15 protein-coding genes and 1 pseudogene are annotated in these 19,284 nt (G+C 54.3%); 11 read left to right on the plus strand and 5 right to left on the minus strand.

Translation table 11 applies throughout. From position 1 onward, the window contains the following. Positions 1-3 precede the first annotated feature (3 nt). Genes ACFX4O_RS07070 through ACFX4O_RS07085 form a run of 4 tightly spaced genes read right to left on the minus strand, consistent with a single transcriptional unit; the run spans position 4 to position 4,909 of the window. Positions 4-828 carry a hypothetical protein gene (locus tag ACFX4O_RS07070; protein ID WP_380207882.1) on the minus strand — a complete coding sequence of 275 codons (825 nt, stop codon included), beginning with the start codon at positions 826-828 and terminating at the stop codon, positions 4-6. Next, positions 815-2,254 (minus strand): radical SAM protein, encoded by a 1,440-nt coding sequence (locus ACFX4O_RS07075; RefSeq protein WP_380207883.1) that lies wholly within the window; start codon positions 2,252-2,254, stop codon positions 815-817. The genes ACFX4O_RS07070 and ACFX4O_RS07075 overlap by 14 nt, the downstream gene beginning before the upstream one ends. After that, on the minus strand, positions 2,254-3,528 hold the full coding sequence (locus tag ACFX4O_RS07080) for a glycosyltransferase family 2 protein (RefSeq protein ID WP_380207884.1): 1,275 nt from the start codon (positions 3,526-3,528) through the stop codon (positions 2,254-2,256). Before ACFX4O_RS07080 ends, ACFX4O_RS07075 begins: the two co-directional genes overlap by 1 nt. A gap of 22 nt (positions 3,529-3,550) precedes the next feature. After that, on the minus strand, positions 3,551-4,909 hold the full coding sequence (locus ACFX4O_RS07085; protein WP_380207885.1) for a glycosyl transferase family 2: 1,359 nt from the start codon (positions 4,907-4,909) through the stop codon (positions 3,551-3,553). A 480-nt stretch (positions 4,910-5,389) separates the two neighbouring features. On the opposite strand from ACFX4O_RS07085, the gene sra reads away from it, so the two are divergent. The 3 genes from sra (at position 5,390) to ACFX4O_RS07100 (ending at position 9,427) form a co-directional block, all read left to right on the plus strand. After that, positions 5,390-5,527 carry a stationary-phase-induced ribosome-associated protein gene (gene sra / locus ACFX4O_RS07090; protein ID WP_016496058.1) on the plus strand — a complete coding sequence of 46 codons (138 nt, stop codon included), beginning with the start codon at positions 5,390-5,392 and terminating at the stop codon, positions 5,525-5,527. 187 nt (positions 5,528-5,714) lie between these two features. Then, the gene (locus ACFX4O_RS07095; RefSeq protein ID WP_131410202.1) at positions 5,715-7,418 is read left to right on the plus strand and encodes an NAD-dependent malic enzyme; all 1,704 of its coding nucleotides are present in this window, start codon (positions 5,715-5,717) and stop codon (positions 7,416-7,418) included. A 302-nt stretch (positions 7,419-7,720) separates the two neighbouring features. Next, positions 7,721-9,427: an ABC-F family ATP-binding cassette domain-containing protein gene (locus ACFX4O_RS07100; protein ID WP_131410205.1), complete on the plus strand. Its 1,707-nt coding sequence runs from the start codon at positions 7,721-7,723 to the stop codon at positions 9,425-9,427. Positions 9,428-9,609: 182 nt separating this feature from the next. Here ACFX4O_RS07100 and ACFX4O_RS07105 read toward each other — a convergent pair. Further along, a pseudogene (locus ACFX4O_RS07105) lies at positions 9,610-10,206 on the minus strand (inorganic diphosphatase); the annotation flags it as partial. Between the two features lie 275 nt (positions 10,207-10,481). Between ACFX4O_RS07105 and adhP the strand changes: the two are divergent. From adhP to ACFX4O_RS07145, 8 genes are all read left to right on the plus strand, one after another. Next, positions 10,482-11,492, plus strand: a complete 1,011-nt coding sequence (gene adhP, locus ACFX4O_RS07110; RefSeq protein WP_131410209.1) for an alcohol dehydrogenase AdhP — start codon at positions 10,482-10,484, stop codon at positions 11,490-11,492. Positions 11,493-11,557: 65 nt separating this feature from the next. Beyond that, positions 11,558-11,992, plus strand: coding sequence for a glyoxalase (locus ACFX4O_RS07115; protein ID WP_380207886.1), 435 nt, complete (start codon positions 11,558-11,560; stop codon positions 11,990-11,992). 135 nt (positions 11,993-12,127) lie between these two features. Further along, positions 12,128-13,750, plus strand: a complete 1,623-nt coding sequence (locus tag ACFX4O_RS07120; RefSeq protein WP_380207887.1) for a TIGR04028 family ABC transporter substrate-binding protein — start codon at positions 12,128-12,130, stop codon at positions 13,748-13,750. 11 nt (positions 13,751-13,761) lie between these two features. Further along, complete coding sequence (locus tag ACFX4O_RS07125; protein ID WP_380207888.1) at positions 13,762-14,706, plus strand: ABC transporter permease; 945 nt, start codon at positions 13,762-13,764, stop codon at positions 14,704-14,706. Beyond that, positions 14,703-15,554, plus strand: a complete 852-nt coding sequence (locus ACFX4O_RS07130; protein WP_380207889.1) for an ABC transporter permease — start codon at positions 14,703-14,705, stop codon at positions 15,552-15,554. The genes ACFX4O_RS07125 and ACFX4O_RS07130 overlap by 4 nt, the downstream gene beginning before the upstream one ends. Beyond that, a complete protein-coding gene (locus tag ACFX4O_RS07135) occupies positions 15,551-17,158 on the plus strand; it encodes a dipeptide ABC transporter ATP-binding protein (protein ID WP_380207890.1) in 1,608 nt (535 codons plus the stop codon). The genes ACFX4O_RS07130 and ACFX4O_RS07135 overlap by 4 nt, the downstream gene beginning before the upstream one ends. Then, positions 17,155-18,144, plus strand: a complete 990-nt coding sequence (locus tag ACFX4O_RS07140; RefSeq protein ID WP_380207891.1) for a putative FMN-dependent luciferase-like monooxygenase — start codon at positions 17,155-17,157, stop codon at positions 18,142-18,144. Before ACFX4O_RS07135 ends, ACFX4O_RS07140 begins: the two co-directional genes overlap by 4 nt. A 9-nt stretch (positions 18,145-18,153) precedes the next feature. Beyond that, complete coding sequence (locus tag ACFX4O_RS07145) at positions 18,154-19,245, plus strand: alkylhydroperoxidase domain protein (protein ID WP_380207892.1); 1,092 nt, start codon at positions 18,154-18,156, stop codon at positions 19,243-19,245. Positions 19,246-19,284 lie beyond the last annotated feature (39 nt).

Consider the following 19,284-nt stretch of genomic DNA (forward strand, 5'->3'; position numbering starts at 1 on the left):
TACCTACACTCCTTTGCCGTCCCCGCAGCCCTGGCTTTCGGCCACGGCCAGATAATCGGTGTAGATTTGCGGCGAACCGGAGAAGGAAGCGAGCTGTTTCCACTCCTCATACATCTGCTTGGTGTCCCGGTGAGCCTTCGCGAAAATGGCTGCCTGGTCGGTGGCGATATCCGGTTCGGGATAAAAGACATCGAGCGCCGCAAGGCTTGCTATTTCCATCATCACCACATATTGATCCAACCGGTTGCCGCGCTCGCCTTTCAGCAAGCGGAATTTCCAGTCCGGGTAGTCTTCAATGCGTTGGTAATTTTCAGCGATAAAGGTCTCGAAGGTCGCAGCCTCGACATCCGGGCGTAGCGCCAGGTTATGAATGCCAATGACTCTGGCTTCCGGTGCTTCTCCCGTCCGTTCGCGATAGCGCGGCCCATCCGTCACGGTGCTTTTTTTGTTCTCCGCCAGCAGCCGATAATCGGTGTAGAGCGTCGGTAGCGCGCTGAATGTTCCCAGTTGTTGCCATTCGCGCAACAATGGTTGAGCGTGCGGGCGATCGCGCCAGAACTGACGCGCCAGCTCGGTAAGATTGCCGTCCTCGCGTTGATAACGATCGCGCATTCCGGCGTTTTCGATTTCATACAACATCAGAAATTGCCCGGCGCGCTCTCCCCGCAGTCCGCGCAGTAACGTCCAGCGCCAGCCGGGATAACCGGGGAGCAAGCACCCTTTCTCGCGAACAAACTGCTCAAATTGTTCATTGGTGACACCGGCTTCGGTGTCAATTGCGATGTAATAAAGGCTAAAAACCGGTGCTGTTGCGTCATTGTGTTTCATGTGCAAGCTCCATGGTGAATTGGGTATTAATGATCGCTTCCACTAACGTGACACCGTTTGGCGTGAGCGTGACGTCATCGCCATTCACGGTGATGAGCGCTTTTTGCGTTAACGTCTCTAACGCGCGGTGAATCACCGGGTTGTTGAAAAAACTGCGACCATCAAAGCGCTGGCGGAATTCGCTATCGTTCACCGGACGCAGGGTAGAGAGCGCCATTTTGAAGGCGTTAACTTCACGCAGGATGGGTGAAAAACCCCGCTGCGATTCAATGGGTAAGCGCCCTTCTTCCAGCGACTGGGAGTAGCGCTTGTAATCCGTGATGTTGATAGCCTCCGACTGCCTACATTTCGAACTGCCGCCAAGGCCAATTGCCACTTCCGGATACTGCTTATCAAGGTCGGTAATCAACCCTTTCCACTTCTCCGCAGGCTGTGTGCGCTGATGGAAATACATGGTGGGATGCTCGATGTAATCATCGGCGAAGTAGCGTTCTATCAGTTCACGCATCTGGTACTGCTTACCCAGCCCTGGAAAAGCGCTGTTCGCTCCTTTTTTTTGCCACAGGCTCTGGCGCTGCCCCGATACACCGGTGCGCTGTTTCATAAATTCCGCCATATGCAGCTTTGTGCAGACGACATGAGAAAGCGCCAGTTCACGGCATTTCTCCATATCAAATTTCACATCATCGACACTTTGCCCAGGCAGGCCGTAGATTAGATCCACGCTTATCCAGTCGAAACCGACTTCGCGCGCGTTTGCTATCGTCTCTTTACAGGTTTCCGCGCTATGTTTACGTCCGCAGGCCTCGATAAGCTGGTTATTGAACGACTGGACGCCAAAACTGATTTTGCTGAAACCCAGCGTTTTGAGCAGTTGCAGATAGGATTTTGTCAGCGTTGCGGGTTCCCCTTCAAAGCGCAGCGTAGCGGCAGAAAAATTGAAATTCTGCTGGTAAAACGCAATCAGACGCCGAAGTTCCGCTTCCGGCAGCAACGACGGTGTGCCGCCGAAAACGTTAAATTCGCCCACTTCTGCGTGGGCAAGCGCGGGCACGTTTTGCAGCCACAATTTGGCTTCCTGAATATTTTGATCCACGACCCGGTGAAAAACGGCCCGCGAGGGGGCGCTCTGCGGATTAATGATGATGGTCGGGAACTGGCAGAAATGGCAGCGGTAGCGACACGTTGGAATCGACGCCCAGAGATGGATCTGCGTTGCCTGTTTGATGTCGTGTTCCATCTCCCGGAAAAAGGCATCCTGCGGATGATCTTTGATGTCGCCAGGGAACACATGGCAACCAAAAGGATCCCGGTAGACATACTCCAGTAAGGTGCGGTTTTCTTGCGCCGCCAGAAAATCGAACACGCGCGGCACCGGGTAGTGCGGGTCGAGATCGTTCAATGAGTCCAGAAGAGCGTTGTTCATCAGAATACGCCCCCGTTGGCAAAGTAGTTATGCGCCATGCCGGACTCGCGGTCCTCACAGAAATAGCCAACGAAACGCTGGAAATCACTCTCCTTAACCTCGTCAAAACAGGCTGGTAGTGGCGGTGGAAAACCAATGTCTTCGCCTATTGCGCGGCGCATGGCGCTGAAAATTTCGTCGCGAAACTCGAAATAGAGCCGGTAAGCGGGCGTTTTATAGGCGTGGATGGGCGTGAAATCGATAATGCGCGTTTCGTGTTTGATGGCCTCAATGCGCCGGAACAGACGATCGGCTACCACCGCACCGAAGAAGTCACGTACGGCCTCGCTATCCAACAGTAGGTGCGGGTTGAGCAATACCGGCAGCACAATGTTTTTCGGCACGTAATCTTTGATGGAGTAGTGCCAGGCCTGTAATGACTGCGCTGGTGTCGTGTCGCTCAGCGAGATTTGCTGCCCCCCTTGCGGGCGGACATCTTTCATGATGATGATGCCATCTTGCCCGTAGGCGATACCGGTTATCACTTCCTGCAGAATGGTGTCCACGCGGCGGCTGTTGATTTCTACATGGGAATCTCTGGCATACACCGGTTTTCCGCCTGCGGCGATCACCCGGATACCGAAATCCCAGTCGTCAGAAAGGTGCTCGACAAACCGCCCGTTATTGAGTTGATAAAAAATCTCAATGCCGCCAACTTTGTCGTACATCGTGCGCTCAACGGCAAAACCTTTGCCATCCGGGAAGCCGCCAAACAGCGAGAATGAGACATCGCGGCAGCGCAGCGTTTTCTGGATCTCCGCAAACAGATTCGGTCGCAGACGGAAGTCGTTTTCGTTGTAGTAGTAATTACAGGTGCCTAAGTCCCCTGCTTCCTCGATCATTTTTTCAATCAACGTGTGCAGCCACCAACTGTCCACGGTGCAGTCCGCATCGGCCGAAACGATATAGTGCTTTCGGTCTACGCCAAGGCGTTTGTCGCGTACCTTTGAACGCAGCGATGCGTAGTCCATTCCGCATTTTCGCGCGGAGGAAACACCCTGCGTGGTTTCCTTAATGATATGAATATCCATTGCCGGATTGAGTCGATGAAAATCATGTATCTGTGCCACTGAATCATCGGTGGAATTATTATCCACCACGATTAGCTCCCAGTTATCATGCGTCAGCATGTTGTTACGCGTTCTTTGATTAAGTAATGAGATAAGCACGGAATTAATTCTGTCGCTCTCGTTATAAACGGGTAAAACAATGGAAACATAAACATTGTTACGCATATATACTCTCCCTGAGTATTCATTAAGACTCAATGCTCTTACTGCTAAGTATTTTCTTACCAATAAGAAAGTTTTGATAAGCCATTTCTGACATTAACGTTTTGTTGGTGATGAGTTTATAAACACTGAGAATAAACTCATCGTCCGGCAAATCATCTTTCTCAGCTGAAATATCCATAATTGGCGCAAAGAATCCATATTGCCCATAGACTTCGTCATAATATTCGTACCGTGTGGAAATGTAACAGCGTCGATGGCTGATCGCTTCACCGATTGGATTTCCATAACTGTCGTAATCCCACGACGTCAGAAAAGAGACGACATCACACGAGTAATATAAATCTTCAATGGTGTAGGTGTTCATGCCCGGTGGCATATAACCATGTTGCAACCAACCAATAAAATGTATGAACGGTTCAGTCTGTAATTTCCTGGATAGGTCAACCAGCGAACGATAACACTCTGGTGCTTCATGGGGATCGCCTGCGATAACAAGAAATACTCGCCCCTCAAGACCGTGTTGCTGAAAAAGTCGGTTAAGCCTTGATACCAGGTAAATATCACGATCAAGCCGTTTTTGTGGGATAAGACGCGTGGTTCGGGCAATCAATATATCATTACAACCAATACCAAGGCTGCGTCTCATGTCACTATGGCTTCGCGCCTCGGTAAAATTATAAGCGTTCTTTTTAACTTTAATTTCAACGACATGGTCACACCACTCTTCAAGTTTCTCTTTCAAGTCCTCATTAAGGGTAAAGTACGTTATATAGCGAGATTTTATGGGTTTGATGGCATAAGGGTATGGATAAGCACCATACTTCATCACTGTTTTTTCGCTGTTCCACATTAAATCATGGTCGCGCCAGGTAACGAATTGCTCTAAATCATAGCGTTTTCCATATGCATCGATCGCAATATATAGAGCTTTTGTATAAATAATATTTTCCGGAAGCGTACCGTTTTCAACGAAAACAGTGCCGATATTGAGTTGCTCCCACTGTCGCACGATTTTTTTAGCCAGTTGGCACGCAGTTTTATCAATAACAGACAGTATTCTTTCACGTTCCGTCGATGAAACAGATATTTTTTGGCTAATCAATACATTATGTGAGTACTCGATAAAACGGGTGTTGTAATCAGGTAGGCTGGTAATGTCATTTATTCGGACAAGTGTAAACCCACCTTTATATATCGCATTCTCCCATTCATATGGTTTATTGAACTTTCCCTTATCTATTTTGATGTCGTAACCGAGATCAAGATAAGGTTTAATTCCCTTGTGTACTAACTCTTGTGCCGTTTTGAATGCTTCAACAGTGATACCTGAAAAAGCAACAGCATCAAAAGAAATAAAAATCGCACCATTTCGAACGTCCATGGAATTACCTCTTTCTCATTACGAAGATATTTTTTAATTATTCCATTGGTGCTAAGAAAAGCATATTACGGCCTTGGATTAAAGAGGTCGCTATCGCATTATTAAAGATAATCTCGTTTTTTTACTTTTCGTCACACAAAAAAGCGAAATGATGTTTCATCCTTAATATATCACTTTAATTATTGTAACCATTGAGTAACTACGCGATGGCACTTAAGCTGAAGAATATTCTACTTTAATTGAGGTTGTTCGGAGTATTTACTCGCAAACCCTATGGTGTGCAGGAATTAAATCTGTTAGGGATGCTTTTATATTTATTGCTATAAAGCCTAAAGGTAACTTTTCTTATTGCACTTTGTGCTGTGATGTCCGAGGATAACAGTTCGGTATGTTTTTTGTACCGCGCAATGATGAGATTGAATTTCGCCCGGTCAGTCGCCGGGCTTGTCCTTGAAACATGAACTGGATTAAGGAGTAAGCATGAAATCGAACCGTCAGGCACGTCATCTAATGGGGCTGGATTACAAAGTGTCGAACACCCGTAAAGTTGTCACAAAAGACAACCAGGAAGAGACGGTGGTCACTCACCGTTCCGGGCGCCATCGCCGCGCAGGCTGATTTTTCCACCCTCACCACCCCATTCGGGGTGGTGTTTTGTCCCCCTCTCCTTGTTATTGCTAAAAATTCAATCAACGAATACTGCGATCAAGAAGTATTTGCTGAAGCGATGCTTTATACTTTCGCCCGCCGCTGTACCGGCCCGTGACTCACCCCCACGGGAGAAAGTTGATCAAGGAGCTGTAAGATGAATGCAAAGCATAATAAAAACCGATCGTTATATATCCCTTACGCTGGACCTGTGTTGCTGGAATTTCCGTTGCTGAACAAAGGCAGCGCTTTCAGCATGGAAGAGCGCAGCAACTTCAACCTGCTTGGCCTGCTGCCAGAAGTGGTTGAAACCATTGAAGAACAAGCCGAACGCGCCTGGTTGCAGTATCAGGGTTTTAAAACCGATATCGATAAGCACATTTATCTCCGCAATATTCAGGACACCAATGAAACCCTCTTCTATCGGCTGGTGGAAAACCATCTCGAGGAGATGATGCCGGTGATCTACACCCCCACCGTTGGCTGGGCGTGTGAACGTTTCTCTGATATTTACCGCCGCGCTCGCGGTGTGTTTATCTCCTGGCAGAACCGCGCCAGCATGGACGACATCCTGCAAAACGTGCCTAACCACAACATCAAGGTGATCGTGGTGACCGACGGGGAACGTATCCTCGGTCTTGGCGACCAGGGCATTGGCGGTATGGGCATTCCTATTGGCAAGCTGTCGCTTTACACCTCTTGCGGCGGCATCAGCCCAGCTTACACCCTGCCCGTGGTGCTGGATGTCGGTACCAACAACCAGCAGTTGATTAATGATCCGCTCTATATGGGTTCGCGCCACCCGCGTATCACCGGCGATGAGTATTACGCTTTTGTGGATGAATTTATCCAGGCGGTGAAACAACGCTGGCCGGACGCGCTGTTGCAATTCGAAGACTTTGCACAGAAAAATGCCATGCCGTTGCTGAACCGTTATCGCGATGAAATCTGCTGCTTTAACGATGACATCCAGGGCACAGCGGCAGTGACTGTTGGTACGCTGATCGCCGCCAGCCGCGCGGCAGGCAGCCAGCTTAGCCAGCAGAAAATCGTCTTCCTTGGTGCGGGTTCAGCCGGTTGCGGTATCGCTGAACAGATTATTGCCCAGACCCAACGTGAAGGGTTGAGCGAAGCGGATGCCCGCCAGAAGGTCTACATGGTTGACCGTTTCGGCCTGCTGACGGATGAAATGCCCAATTTGCTGCCGTTCCAGAGCAAGCTGGTGCAAAAACGCGAAAATCTGCAAAACTGGGACACTGGCACGCAGAACGAAGCCCTTTCTCTGCTGGACGTGGTGCGTAATGTGAAGCCGGATATTCTGATCGGCGTCTCCGGTCAGACCGGGCTGTTCACGGAAGAGATCATCCGCGAAATGCACAAACACTGCCCGCGTCCGATTGTTATGCCGCTGTCGAACCCGACTTCCCGCGTCGAAGCGACACCGCAGGATATTATTAGCTGGACAGATGGCATGGCGCTGGTTGCCACCGGCAGCCCATTCTCTCCGGTGCAGTGGAAAGACAAAACCTACCCGATTGCCCAGTGCAACAACGCCTACATCTTCCCTGGGATCGGCCTTGGGGTTATCTCCAGTGGCGCGTCGCGCATTACCGATGAAATGCTGATGGCGGCAAGTGAGACGCTGGCGGAATACTCCCCGCTGCTGCTGAATGGCGAAGGGCTGGTGCTGCCAGCGCTGAAAGATATTCAGCAAGTCTCGCGCGCGATAGCGTTTGCCGTTGGCAAAATGGCGCAACAACAAGGCCTGGCGGCAAAAACCTCGGCCGAAGCGTTGAAGCAATCCATCGACGAGAACTTCTGGGAGCCGAAGTACCGCAGCTACCGCCGTACCTCTATTTAATCTCCTCTCCCGGCGCCGCTGTGCGCCGGGTGTCTCCCTACTGGAAAAACATTCATTTCCCCGCTAAACTCCTTTCCACCCATTAACTTACTGAATATAAAAAAGGAGGCTACTTATGCTGTATTGTGAATTGTTTGACTATTCACATGCATTTGGCGATCGCGCCAGCTCAAGCGTTATCGGTATCGTGCTGCGATAACTTCGGCTTGAGCGAAGACAACAATCCCTTCCCTTGGGCTTACCAGGTTATCGTCAGCGATGTTTGACGAGGCACGCTCGTGCCTGTAACTCTTGAGTAAGCAATGAGCACTTTATTATCTGCACAATCAATCCGTGTTGAAACGGCGTTTGGTCCGTTATTCTCCGATCTCTCCTTTACCCTGAAGAAAGGCGATCGTCTTGGGCTTATTGGCGACAATGGCTGTGGCAAAAGTACGCTGCTAAAAGTGCTGGACGGTTCACTGTCCCCGCTTTCCGGCAATGTGACGGTTGCGCACCAGTGCCTGCTGGCACGCGTCGAGCAACATCTGCCCGATGCCCTGTTATCCATGACGCTGCTTGATGCGGTACTGGCGCAGTTCCCTGCGATGGAGCGCGATAGCCAGCGCTGGCGCGGCGAAGCATTGTTGGCCAGCATGGGGCTGAGTCCACAGGAAATCGCCTTAACGGCTGCTACGCTGAGCGGCGGGCAACATACCCGCTTGCTGCTGGCGCGGGCGCTGATCCGCGAGCCGGATCTGCTGCTACTGGATGAGCCCGGCAACCACCTCGATCTGCCCACGCTGCTGTGGCTGGAACAGTTTCTGCAAAGCTGGTCCGGCAGTTTCGTGATGGTATCGCACGATGCCGCGTTGCTGGATGCGGTGACCAACGGCAGTTGGATCCTACGTGATCACACGCTGCACAGCTTCGCACTCCCCTGTAGCGCGGCGCGTCAGGCGCTGGAAGCGCGGGATGAGAGTGATGCCCTGCGTCACAAGGCGGAGCAAAAGGAGATAGACCGCGTCAGTACCAGCGCCAAACGGCTGGCCACATGGGGGCGCGTTTATGACAACGAAGATCTGGCGCGCAAAGCGAAACAGATGGAGCGCCAGGTCGAGCGCATGAAAGAAAGCCAGACCGAACTGACCGAGGGCAGTAAGTGGCGGCTGGCGCTGCATGGCGAGGAACTCAAGGCTGACCGTCTGCTGGAGATGGAACAGTTGGCGGTTCCGCCTGCGCCAGGATTACCCGACTTGTTTAAGGTGCCGGTTGCACGGCTGAAAAGTGGCGATCGCGTCGCCATTGTCGGGCGTAATGGCTGCGGGAAATCCTCGTTGCTGCGCCTTATCTGGCGTGCTTACCAGCAGGAAAGCGCGTCTGGGTTGCGTTTGCATCCCCGCCTGAACGCGGGTTACTACGACCAGACCCTGCACCAATTGCCGGACGACGCCACGCTGTTTGACGCGTTAGAACCGTTTGCCCCCACGCCGCAGGATCGCAAAATGGCGCTCATTAGCGCCGGTTTTACCTGGGTGCGCCACGGGCAACGTGTGGCGACACTGAGCGGCGGTGAGCGTTCGCGGCTGCTGTTTGTCGGTCTGTCGCTGGCGCGCTTTAATCTGCTGATGCTGGATGAACCGACCAACCATCTGGATATGGCGGGCAAAGAGGCGCTGGCGCAAACGTTGCAACAGTTCAGCGGCGGCGTGTTGCTGGTCAGCCACGATCGCGCGCTTATCAGCAATAGTTGTAACCGTTTCTGGCTGGTGGAAAACGGTGAACTGAGCGAATGGCATGATGCGGAGGCGGTGTTCGAGCGCCTGCGCGAAAGTGTCTGCCACGAGCAGGCCGCGCCGGTGGCGCTTAATACCGTCGCTGCGCCAGAGGACGCCGATGCCCTTCTGGCGCGGTTAATCTTGCTGGAAACTCAATTGGCAGACGATTTGGCGCGTAAAGCAAAGCACCAAAAACCGCAGCTTCAGGCGCAGTGGCGTGAAGAGATAGAACGCCTTCAACAAAGATTGTAGTGTCACAGCAAACAGGCGCCGCAAGGCGCCTGTTTTTTTAAACACCACATCCTGTGGCGGTGGTCAGCAACAGACTTTGGTTCATTGTCTTCGGATTGATATCGTTCAGAACCGGCAAGGCCTTTTTAGTGATTACACCCCTTCGGCGCGCAATTGCAACCTGCCTGGCAGGCGTTTTTACGGCTGCGGCTTTTTCGCTTTCCAGGCATCCCATGCCTGTTTGATTTCCTGCTTCGCAGTTGCGGCATCGTTAAAACCGTTCAGCTCCACTTTTTCCGCCCGTCCGGCAACTGTTTGTAAACGCGGAAGAAAGCTTCCAGACGTTGCTGCTCAATTTTAGGCAAATCCGTGATGTTGTTGATGTCGTCATAGGTCGGGTCGATTTTGCTGGCCGGTACGGCGACAATTTTGTCGTCCGTTTCGCCGCCATCAATCATTTTCAGCACGCCAATCGGGCGAAGTTTGATAAGCGTTCCCGGTGCCAGCGGCGCACGAGTGTAGAAAATCACATCCAGCGGATCGCCATCGCCCGCCAGCGACTGCGTGAGTGAGCCGTAGTTCGCCGGGTAAGCCACCGGCATTGACTGAAAACGATCAACCACGATAAAGCCAGTTTTGGCATCCGTTTCATACTTAATGATGCCACCCGCCGGGATTTCCGTGACAGTGTAGAACTCTTCCGGGTTATTTTCCGGCTGCGGAAATTCAAGAATATTGTGTGCCTGAACCGAGGCGGATAAGAGAACGCTGACGGCCAGCAGTTTTTTCACCAGATGCATTGTTAATCACTCTTTTGTTATAGAAAGCAACAATTTGGCGGCAAACGATGACAATAGCATGACATTCACTACCCGAACTTCATAACCTCATTAACAGTGTGGTTACTGGTTATTTACCCTACCTAAACCAGGGGAAAGGCGCAGAAAGTATTACAGTATGTTGCCCTGCTCTTGAATGTCACTCCTAAACCATTAATTCTAAAGACGTATATTACGGATGAAGCCAAACGCCACACCCGGATCTCAGTTCCATGCCTCATAACAGGAGAAATACCATGAAGGCTGCTGTTGTTACAAAAGATCATCAGGTAGAAGTAACACAAAAAACGTTACGCCCGCTCAAACATGGCGAAGCATTACTGAAAATGGAATGCTGTGGCGTTTGCCATACGGATTTGCACGTGAAAAACGGCGATTTCGGCGACAAAACGGGGGTGATCCTCGGACACGAAGGCATTGGCATTGTCACCCAGGTGGCCGAAGGTGTTACTTCGCTGAAAGTGGGCGATCGCGCTTCTGTGGCGTGGTTTTTTCAGGGTTGTGGCCACTGCGAGTACTGCAACAGCGGCAATGAAACCTTGTGTCGTGAGGTCGTGAATGCTGGCTACACGGCGGATGGCGGCATGGCGGAAGAGTGCATCGTGGTTGCTGATTATGCGGTGAAAGTGCCGGACGGCCTCGATTCTGCCGCGGCCAGCAGCATTACCTGCGCAGGCGTGACCACCTATAAAGCGGTGAAAGTCTCGCACATCAAACCGGGCCAGTGGATTGCTATTTATGGCCTTGGCGGGCTGGGTAATCTGGCGCTGCAATACGCCAAGAATGTCTTTAACGCCAAAGTGATCGCCATCGACGTCAATGATGAGCAGCTTAAACTCGCTGCCAGCATGGGCGCGGATCTGACCATCAACTCGCGCAGCGAAGATGCGGCAAAAGTGGTGCATGAAAAAACCGGCGGTGCGCATGCCGCCGTGGTCACCGCGGTGGCGAAAGCGGCATTTAATTCAGCCGTCGACGCTGTGCGCGCCGGTGGACGCGTGGTGGCCGTGGGTCTGCCACCAGAAGCGATGAGTCTCGATATTCCGCGCCTGGTGCTGGACGGCATTCAGGTCGTAGGTTCTCTGGTTGGCACTCGTCAGGATCTGAACGAAGCCTTCCAGTTCGCCGCCGAAGGCAAAGTGGTACCGAAAGTGGCGTTGCGCCCGCTGGAAGATATCAACGCCATTTTTAAAGAGATGGAACAAGGCCAGATTCGCGGTCGTATGGTGATCGATCTCCGCCATTAATCGCCGGGCATTGCCTATAATCACGGGGGCGTTAATGCCCCTTTTTTTATGACACTGAGGTGCTTATGACCACCACGATCCCCGGGCTTGAAGTGCTGTTCATTGCCGGTTTTGGCCCAATTCCCCAGAACGTGGCCGACAGCCAGGCGTTTTATCAGCACACCCTTGGGCTGCCGTTGAAACCGATGGAGGGCGCGAGCGATTATCTGGTCGCCGATCACGATGCGCTCGACGGTGCAAAACACTTTGCCCTGTGGCCGCTACACCACGCCGCCGCGTCATGCTTTGGCGTAGAAAAATGGCCGGATTCTCACCCCATTCCGCAAAGTTGGGTTGAATTTGAAGTGCAGGATTTAGCGATCGCCACCGATGTACTGGTCAACAAAGGGTATCAATTGCTGATTGCCAACCGTCTGGAACCCTGGGGGCAGAGCGTCACGCGCCTGCTTTCGCCTGAAGGGATACTGGTCGGGCTGACCATTACGCCCTGGATGCGTTAACACTCTGGATTACCGGGGCATGCCCCGGTTTTGCGCTTTCCTGAAATGCTTATCTCAATTCCTTTGTTCCCTTGTCATAGCGCGCACCGGATGATGAATCCGACGTTAAGACAATAGATAACAAAGGAATTCACCATGCACATCCCTTTTCGCTTGCCGCTGCTGACGGCGCTGATAACGGCCGCTTCCGTTCAGAGCTGGGCGGCACAGACGCCGGTTAAAGGCGGCACGCTAATTTATCTTGAGCAGCAGGCGCACACCAATTTATACCCTCCTGCCGGGGGTTTTTACCCCAACGGCGGCATTCTTAACCAAATCACCGACAAGCTGACCTGGCAGAACCCCAAAACATTGCAGGTGGAACCGTGGATTGCTGAAAGCTGGAGCACCAACGACGATAAGACCGAGTACACATTTAAAATTCGCCCGGGGGTGACCTTCTCCGACGGCACGCCGCTGGATGCCAACGCGGTGGCGAAAAACTTCGACACCTACGGCCTTGGCAACAAAGCGCAACGCTTGCCAGTGTCGGAAGTGATCAATAACTATGATCACAGCGAAGTGATCGATGCGCAGACCGTCAAATTCTACTTTAAAAAACCGTCGCCGGGCTTCCTGCAAGGCACCGCCACCATTGGTTCTGGTCTGGTATCGCTCAGTACGTTACAGCGTAACTTTGAACAACTGGGCGACGCTCGCCAGATTATTGGTTCCGGGCCGTTTGTCGTCAGCGATGAAAAACTGGGGCGTGAAGTCACCCTCACCGCGCGTAAAGATTATCAGTGGGGGCCGAAAAACCTCGCTCAGCAAGGCCCGGCGAATCTTGATGGCATAAAAATTATTGTCACGCCGGAAGACAGCGTGCGCATCGGTGCGTTGCTGTCGGGTCAGGCGGGTTTTATTCGCCAGGTGCAGGCGTACGATGAAAAGCAAGCCACCGATCAGGGCTTCAAAATTTATGCCGCGCCGACACGCGGCGTGAACGACAGCATCAGTTTCCGCCCTGATAACCCGCTGGTTGCCGATGTGCGAGTCCGCCAGGCGCTGTTGCACGCCACCGACGCTAAACAAGTTGTGAATACCCTTTTCTCGCCTAATTATCCGCAGGCAACCTCTGTGATTGCCCATTCTGCCGCCGGTTATGTCAATCTGCGCGACAAACTGACATTCGATCCGGCGAAAGCGAAGCAACTGCTGGACGACGCGGGCTGGAAAACAGGCGCGGACGGTATTCGCAGCAAAGACGGACAACGGTTGGCGCTGGCAGTGTATGAATCCTTGCCGCAGCCGCAAAACAAAGAGGTGCTGCAACTGGTGGCGCAGCAGTGGCGACAGGTTGGCGTGGCGTTGAGCGTAAAAGCCGGCGATGCGGGTAGCCACACACTGGATAACCTTGACCCGCTGAAAACACCGCTCACCGTTTCCGAAGTCGGACGTGCCGATCCGGATGTGGTGAAAAGCATGTTCTACCCGGCAAACCGCGACGCGCTGCTGCAAAAAGGCGGCTCCAGCGACAAAGTAAAAAATTTCCGCGACGACAAACTTAACGACGTGCTGGTGAGCATTTCCGCCGAGGTGGACGGGCAAAAACGTCTGCAACTCACCGGCGACGCGCAACGCTATCTGCTGGATAACGCCTATGTGATCCCAATTTTTGAGGAACCGCAGGTGTTTGCCGGCGCGCCGTGGCTGAAAGGCGCAAGCTTTGAAGCCGTAGGTCGCCCGTCGTTTTACGGCGCGTGGATTGAAAAACACTGAGGAGGCGGGCAATGAGCCACTATCTTCTGCAGCGCGCCGGGCAAGGTCTGCTGGTGTTATGGGCCGCGTTTACGCTCTCCTTCGTGCTGCTTCAGGTGCTGCCGGGCGACGCGGTGCTGATTAAATTCCAGAACCCGGATCTGGGTCTCAGCCCGGCGCAAATCGAAGAGATGCGCGTGGCCTATGGCGCAAACAGCCCGCTCTGGCAGCAATATTTTCATACGCTGTTTGCCATGGTGCGCGGAGATTTTGGCTACTCGGTTCAGGCGGGTGTGCCGGTCAGCGAGCTTATTGCCAGCAATTTGCCGGACACGCTCCAGCTGGCGCTCCCTGCCTTTGCACTTGCGGTGGTACTGGCCTTCACGCTGGCTTTTGCTTCCCGACTTCCGGCACTGCGCTGGCTAAGTAATGCGATTCAGTCTGTTCCCGTGCTGCTGATCTCCCTGCCGACATTCTGGCTGGGTATCGCGCTGATTCAGCTGTTCTCATTTCACTGGCGGTTGATCCCGGTTATTAACCCTTCGCCGCTACAGGGGCTGATCCTGCCGATTATTACCGTTGCCATTCCGATTAGTGCACCGCTGGCGCAAATTTTAATGCGCAGTATCGATCAGGTTGCCGCGCAACCCTTTGTTGCGGTAGCGCGCGCGAAAGGCTTTAGCGAAACCGGCGTGCTGTGGCGACATGTGACGGGCAACGCCCTGCTGCCGGTGCTGAACATTGCCGGGTTGTTGCTGGGCGAATTGATTGCCGGGGCGCTCATTACCGAAACGGTGTTTGGTCGTTCCGGGTTAGGTCAGCTCACTCAGCAGGCGGTAAATAATCAGGATATCGCGGTATTGCAGGCGGTGGTGATGATCTCCGCGCTCGGATTTGTACTGATCAACCTGCTGGTCGATTTACTGATGCCGTGGTTTGACCCGCGGCTGCAAACCGTTACCGGAGGGGCGTTATGAGTCTGGTTGATTATGCCATCGCCGCACGTAAGCGGGTTCCTGTCTGGTCGGGTCTACGCTGGCAGCCGGGATTATGGCTGGCGTGGACGGTGATTATTCTGGCGGTACTGGCCGCGTTATTCCCTGCGTTGTTTACCGCGTATAGCCCGGTAGAAGGTATCGCCGGAGCGCAGCGGTTGTCGCCACAAGCCGGTCACTGGCTGGGCACGGACCAACTAGGACGCGACCTGTATGCGCGCATTGTTTATGGTGCATCGCATTCCCTTTCTGCTGCGTTGGCGGCGGTGGCGATGGGATTGATTGTCGGCACGCTGACCGGCGTTGTCGCCGGGGCGCTTGCCGGGCGCGTCGAATCGGTATTGATGCGCCTGGTGGATGTTCTACTCTCGATTCCTTCGCTGTTGCTGTCGCTGACGGTCATTATTTTGCTTGGCTTTGGCACGGTGAACGCGGCAATTGCCGTCGGCGTGGCTTCGGTCGCCAGTTTTGCCCGCCTGTCGCGCGGTGAAGTAGTGCGCATTCGCCATACCGATTATGTCGAAGCGGCCAGAGGCAGCGGTGGCACCTTTCTGGCCGTACTGTGGCGGCACATTTTACCCAACTCGCTCACGGCGGTGCTGGCGTTCGCCACGCTGCAATTCGGCCAGGCGATCCTCGCCCTTTCCACCCTCAGTTTCCTCGGTTACGGCACCCCGCCGCCGGTGCCGGAATGGGGCTTACTGATTGCGGAAGGACGCAATTATTTATCCACCGCCTGGTGGCTGACGACCTTCCCGGGCGTGGTAGTGGTTGTGGTGGTGCTGGCGGTAAACCGCATCAGCCGCCAGTTTAGCGGAGGCCGCGCATGACAGTGTTATCGGTAGAAAATTTACGCGTCAGTTATCGCACCGGGCGAGAATGGCGCGAAGTGGTGCATCAGGTCAGTTTTACCCTCCAGCGTGGTGAAATGCTGGCATTTGTCGGCGAGTCCGGGTCCGGTAAAACCACCACGGCGCAGGCGATTATTGGCCTGCTCGCTGAGAATGCCCGGCGCGACAGCGGCAACATTGTGCTTAATGGCGAAGTGATAAGCCAGTGGTCGGCAAAGCGACTGAACAGCCTTCGCGGTGCGCGCATCAGCCTGGTGCCGCAGGATCCGGGCAATTCGCTCAACCCGGTCAAAACGATCGGTGCGCAGGTGGCGGAAGTGCTCCATCTGCACAGCAAGCTTACTGCCCGACAGCGCGACGCACAGGTGCTGGCGCTGTTGAGCAAAGTGGGACTTAGCCATCCTGAACAACGCATCAAACAGTATCCGCACCAGCTTTCCGGCGGCATGAAACAACGTGTGCTGATCGCGATGGCTATCGCCCTGCAACCGGATGTGATTATCGCCGACGAACCGACCAGCGCGCTGGATGTCACCGTGCAGAAACGCATTCTCGATCTGCTGGACGTGCTGCGGCGCGAATCCGGCACGGCGGTGCTATTTGTGACGCATGATTTGGCGCTGGCCGCCGAGCGTGCCGACCGGCTGCTGGTTTTCCGTGACGGCGAAATTCAGGAACAGGGTGAAACGGCGGATATTTTGCGCGCGCCGCAGCATGCCTACACCCGCCAGTTGCTCAGCGATATGCACGGGCAATCACTGACTATCGCGCCGGTTTCCGGCCAGCCGCTCTCCTCACCAGCAATCCGTTTGCTGGATATCCATAAACGCTTTTCGCTCGGTAAAGACCACACGTTACAGGCGCTTGACGCCGTGAGCTTTGAGGTGCGTCGCGGCAGCACCCACGCGTTGGTGGGCGAATCGGGTTCCGGCAAAACCACGCTGGCGCGCATTCTGCTGGGTTTTGAACAAGCGGACAGCGGCAGAGTGATCATTGATGATATTGATGCCACGCAGTTGCGCCCGGAGGCGCACCGGCAACTGCGGCGTAAAATCCAGTTCGTTTATCAGAACCCTTTTGCCTCACTCGATCCGCGTCAGACGCTGGCGCAGATTATCGAAGAGCCGTTAAAGAACTTTGAGCGCATTGAGAAAGCGGAACGCATGGCGCGCGTGGAGGCGGTTGCCCACCGGGTCGCGCTGCCGCTGTCGTTACTTGAACGCACGGCACGGGAGCTTTCCGGCGGTCAACGTCAGCGTGTTGCTATTGCCCGCGCACTAATCCTTGACCCGAGCATTCTGGTGCTGGATGAAGCCACTTCCGCGCTGGATGTCACGGTACAGGCGCAGATCCTCGCCCTGCTTCAACAACTGCAGCAGCAACTGGGGCTGACTTATCTGTTTATTACCCACGATCTGGCGACCGTGCGCCGTATTGGCCACAGTGTCACGGTGCTGCGCAATGGTCGTATTGTCGAACACGGTCCGGTTGAGCAACTGTTTGCCGCGCCGCAGCACGACTATACCCGCGAATTAATCAACGCCATTCCCCATTTTTCACCCGCTACGGAGGAGTTCGCATGACGCGAAAACGCCTTGGGTTTTTTACCCGCCTGCTCGATAACACCGTGCCAAAAGAGCGCTACCGGCTGGCGACGGAACAGATCCGCCATGCCGAGCGCCACGGTTTCGATACGGCGTGGATTGCGCAGCACCATTTCCATGAACACGAAGGCGGATTACCGTCGCCGCTGGTTTTTCTGGCGCACGTTGCCGCGCACACTGAACGCATTCGGCTCGGCACTGCCATCATCACCCTGCCGCTGGAAAACCCGCTGCGGGTGGCGGAAGACGCGGCAGTACTGGACTTGCTCAGCGACGGACGGCTGGAAGTGGGCTTTGGCTCCGGCGGGACGCCGACATCCTTTCTGCCGTTTGGTCTGACGATTAACGAACGTGCGACAGCCTTTGCCGACGGCCTGCATCTGATCCAGAGTGCGTGGCGCGGTGATTCGCTCACTCACCCGGATAACCACCTCTACCCGCCTGCATCGCAACTTGCGGAGCGCGTGTGGATCGCCACATTCTCGGTGGAAGGTGCAATCCGTGCGGCGCAAGGCGGTCACGGATTGATGCTGTCGCGCACACAGCCACGTCCGGGCGATGAACCCTTCTTGCCGCTGGATGCAATCCAGAACCCGATGATTGATGCTTACCTGGCCGCGCTGCCGTCCGGTGTTACACCGCGCATTCTTGCGTCGCGCACCGCGTTTGTCGCCGACAGCGTTGATTACGCGCTTCACGTCGCCGCACCGGGTCTTGCGAAGCAAGCGCAGCAGCACCGCGCGGCGGGTTATCGCGTAAATGGTGACAATATCACTGATTATATTCAGCAATTTGATGCCCATATTGGTGATGCGAAAACCGTACTGGATTCGCTCGGCAAAGACAGCGTACTGGCGCGCGCCACCGATATCTCTTTCCAGGTGCATTCGGTCGAACCTTCGCACCAGGACACCCTGCGTTCCATCGAACTGATCGCCGGGCAGATCGCCCCGCAGATTTTATAAGGAGTCATTATGGCGTTTACTCAGGACATTCTCGCCGAACTGGCGGAGATCGCCCCCGGTTCCCCTGTGGCTCAGGCGCGCGACACGCGTGATGCCGCAACGCAGCATGCGCAAGGTAGTTACCAGGCGCTGTTTGATGTTCAGGAAGACGCGTTCACTGCCGATGAGCGCTATAGCGTGGCGGCGAAAGTGGCGAAGTGGCACAACGCCAATGAACTGGCGGCGCACTACGCCGGTTTTGGCCTCGCCGACCCAACATCGGCACGCTTAACCCCGGCGCTGGAATTCGCCCGCTTACTGACTTTTTCACCGGTGAAAGCGACGCCTCAGGCGCTCAATACGCTGGTTGCTGCGGGCTGGAAGAAAGAGAGCATTGTCACGCTGGCGCAACTGGTTGCGTTTGTCAGCTTCCAGAGCCGGTTACTGGCCGGGTTGCGGCTGTTAAACGGAAAAACGGTGGCTGACAGCGATATTTCGGTGGTGGCCGGTGTCTGGCACACCGACGCGAAAACGCAAAGCGGCAAAGCCGCGCCGGTACAATTTACACAACAGGAATTAGGCTGGGAGCCGTGGCTGGCGGCAAAACCGCTGGCGGAATTTACGCCCGATGAACAGGCGATCCTGGCAAAATTTGGCCATACAGATTCCGACTATTTCCGCCTGCTGGGCCGTAACCTGCCGGTGCTGGAGCAGCGCACGTTAACCGATAAAGGCATTTTTTATACGCCGGGTGGCTTACCGCGTGCTGAGCGCGAGCTGGCGGCAACGGCGGCCAGTAAAATCAACGGCTGTATCTACTGCGCCTCGGTCCATGCGCGTAAAACCAGCCAGCTATCGAAGGATGATAATGCCGTGGAAACCTTGCTGGCCGTGCAGCCGGGCGAGATTTTGAGCGAGGGGCAATCGGCGCGCTGGCAGGCAGAAATTGATGCCGCTGCTGCGCTATCGGTAACGCCGCCTGCGCTAACCGTGGCGCATCTGGAAAGACTCAATGCTCAAGGTCTGGATACCTTGCAGCAACTGGATCTTATCCAGTCCGCTGCGTTTTTCGCCTGGGCGAACCGCTTGATGCTAACGCTTGGCGAGCCGTATTTACCTTGAGCGTTTGACCTGGTGGGCGCAGGCTCACCGGGTGGCGGG

Origin of the sequence: Kosakonia sp. YIM B13571 (genome assembly GCF_042788095.1) — a bacterium.
GTDB classification, from domain to species: domain Bacteria; phylum Pseudomonadota; class Gammaproteobacteria; order Enterobacterales; family Enterobacteriaceae; genus Kosakonia; species Kosakonia quasisacchari.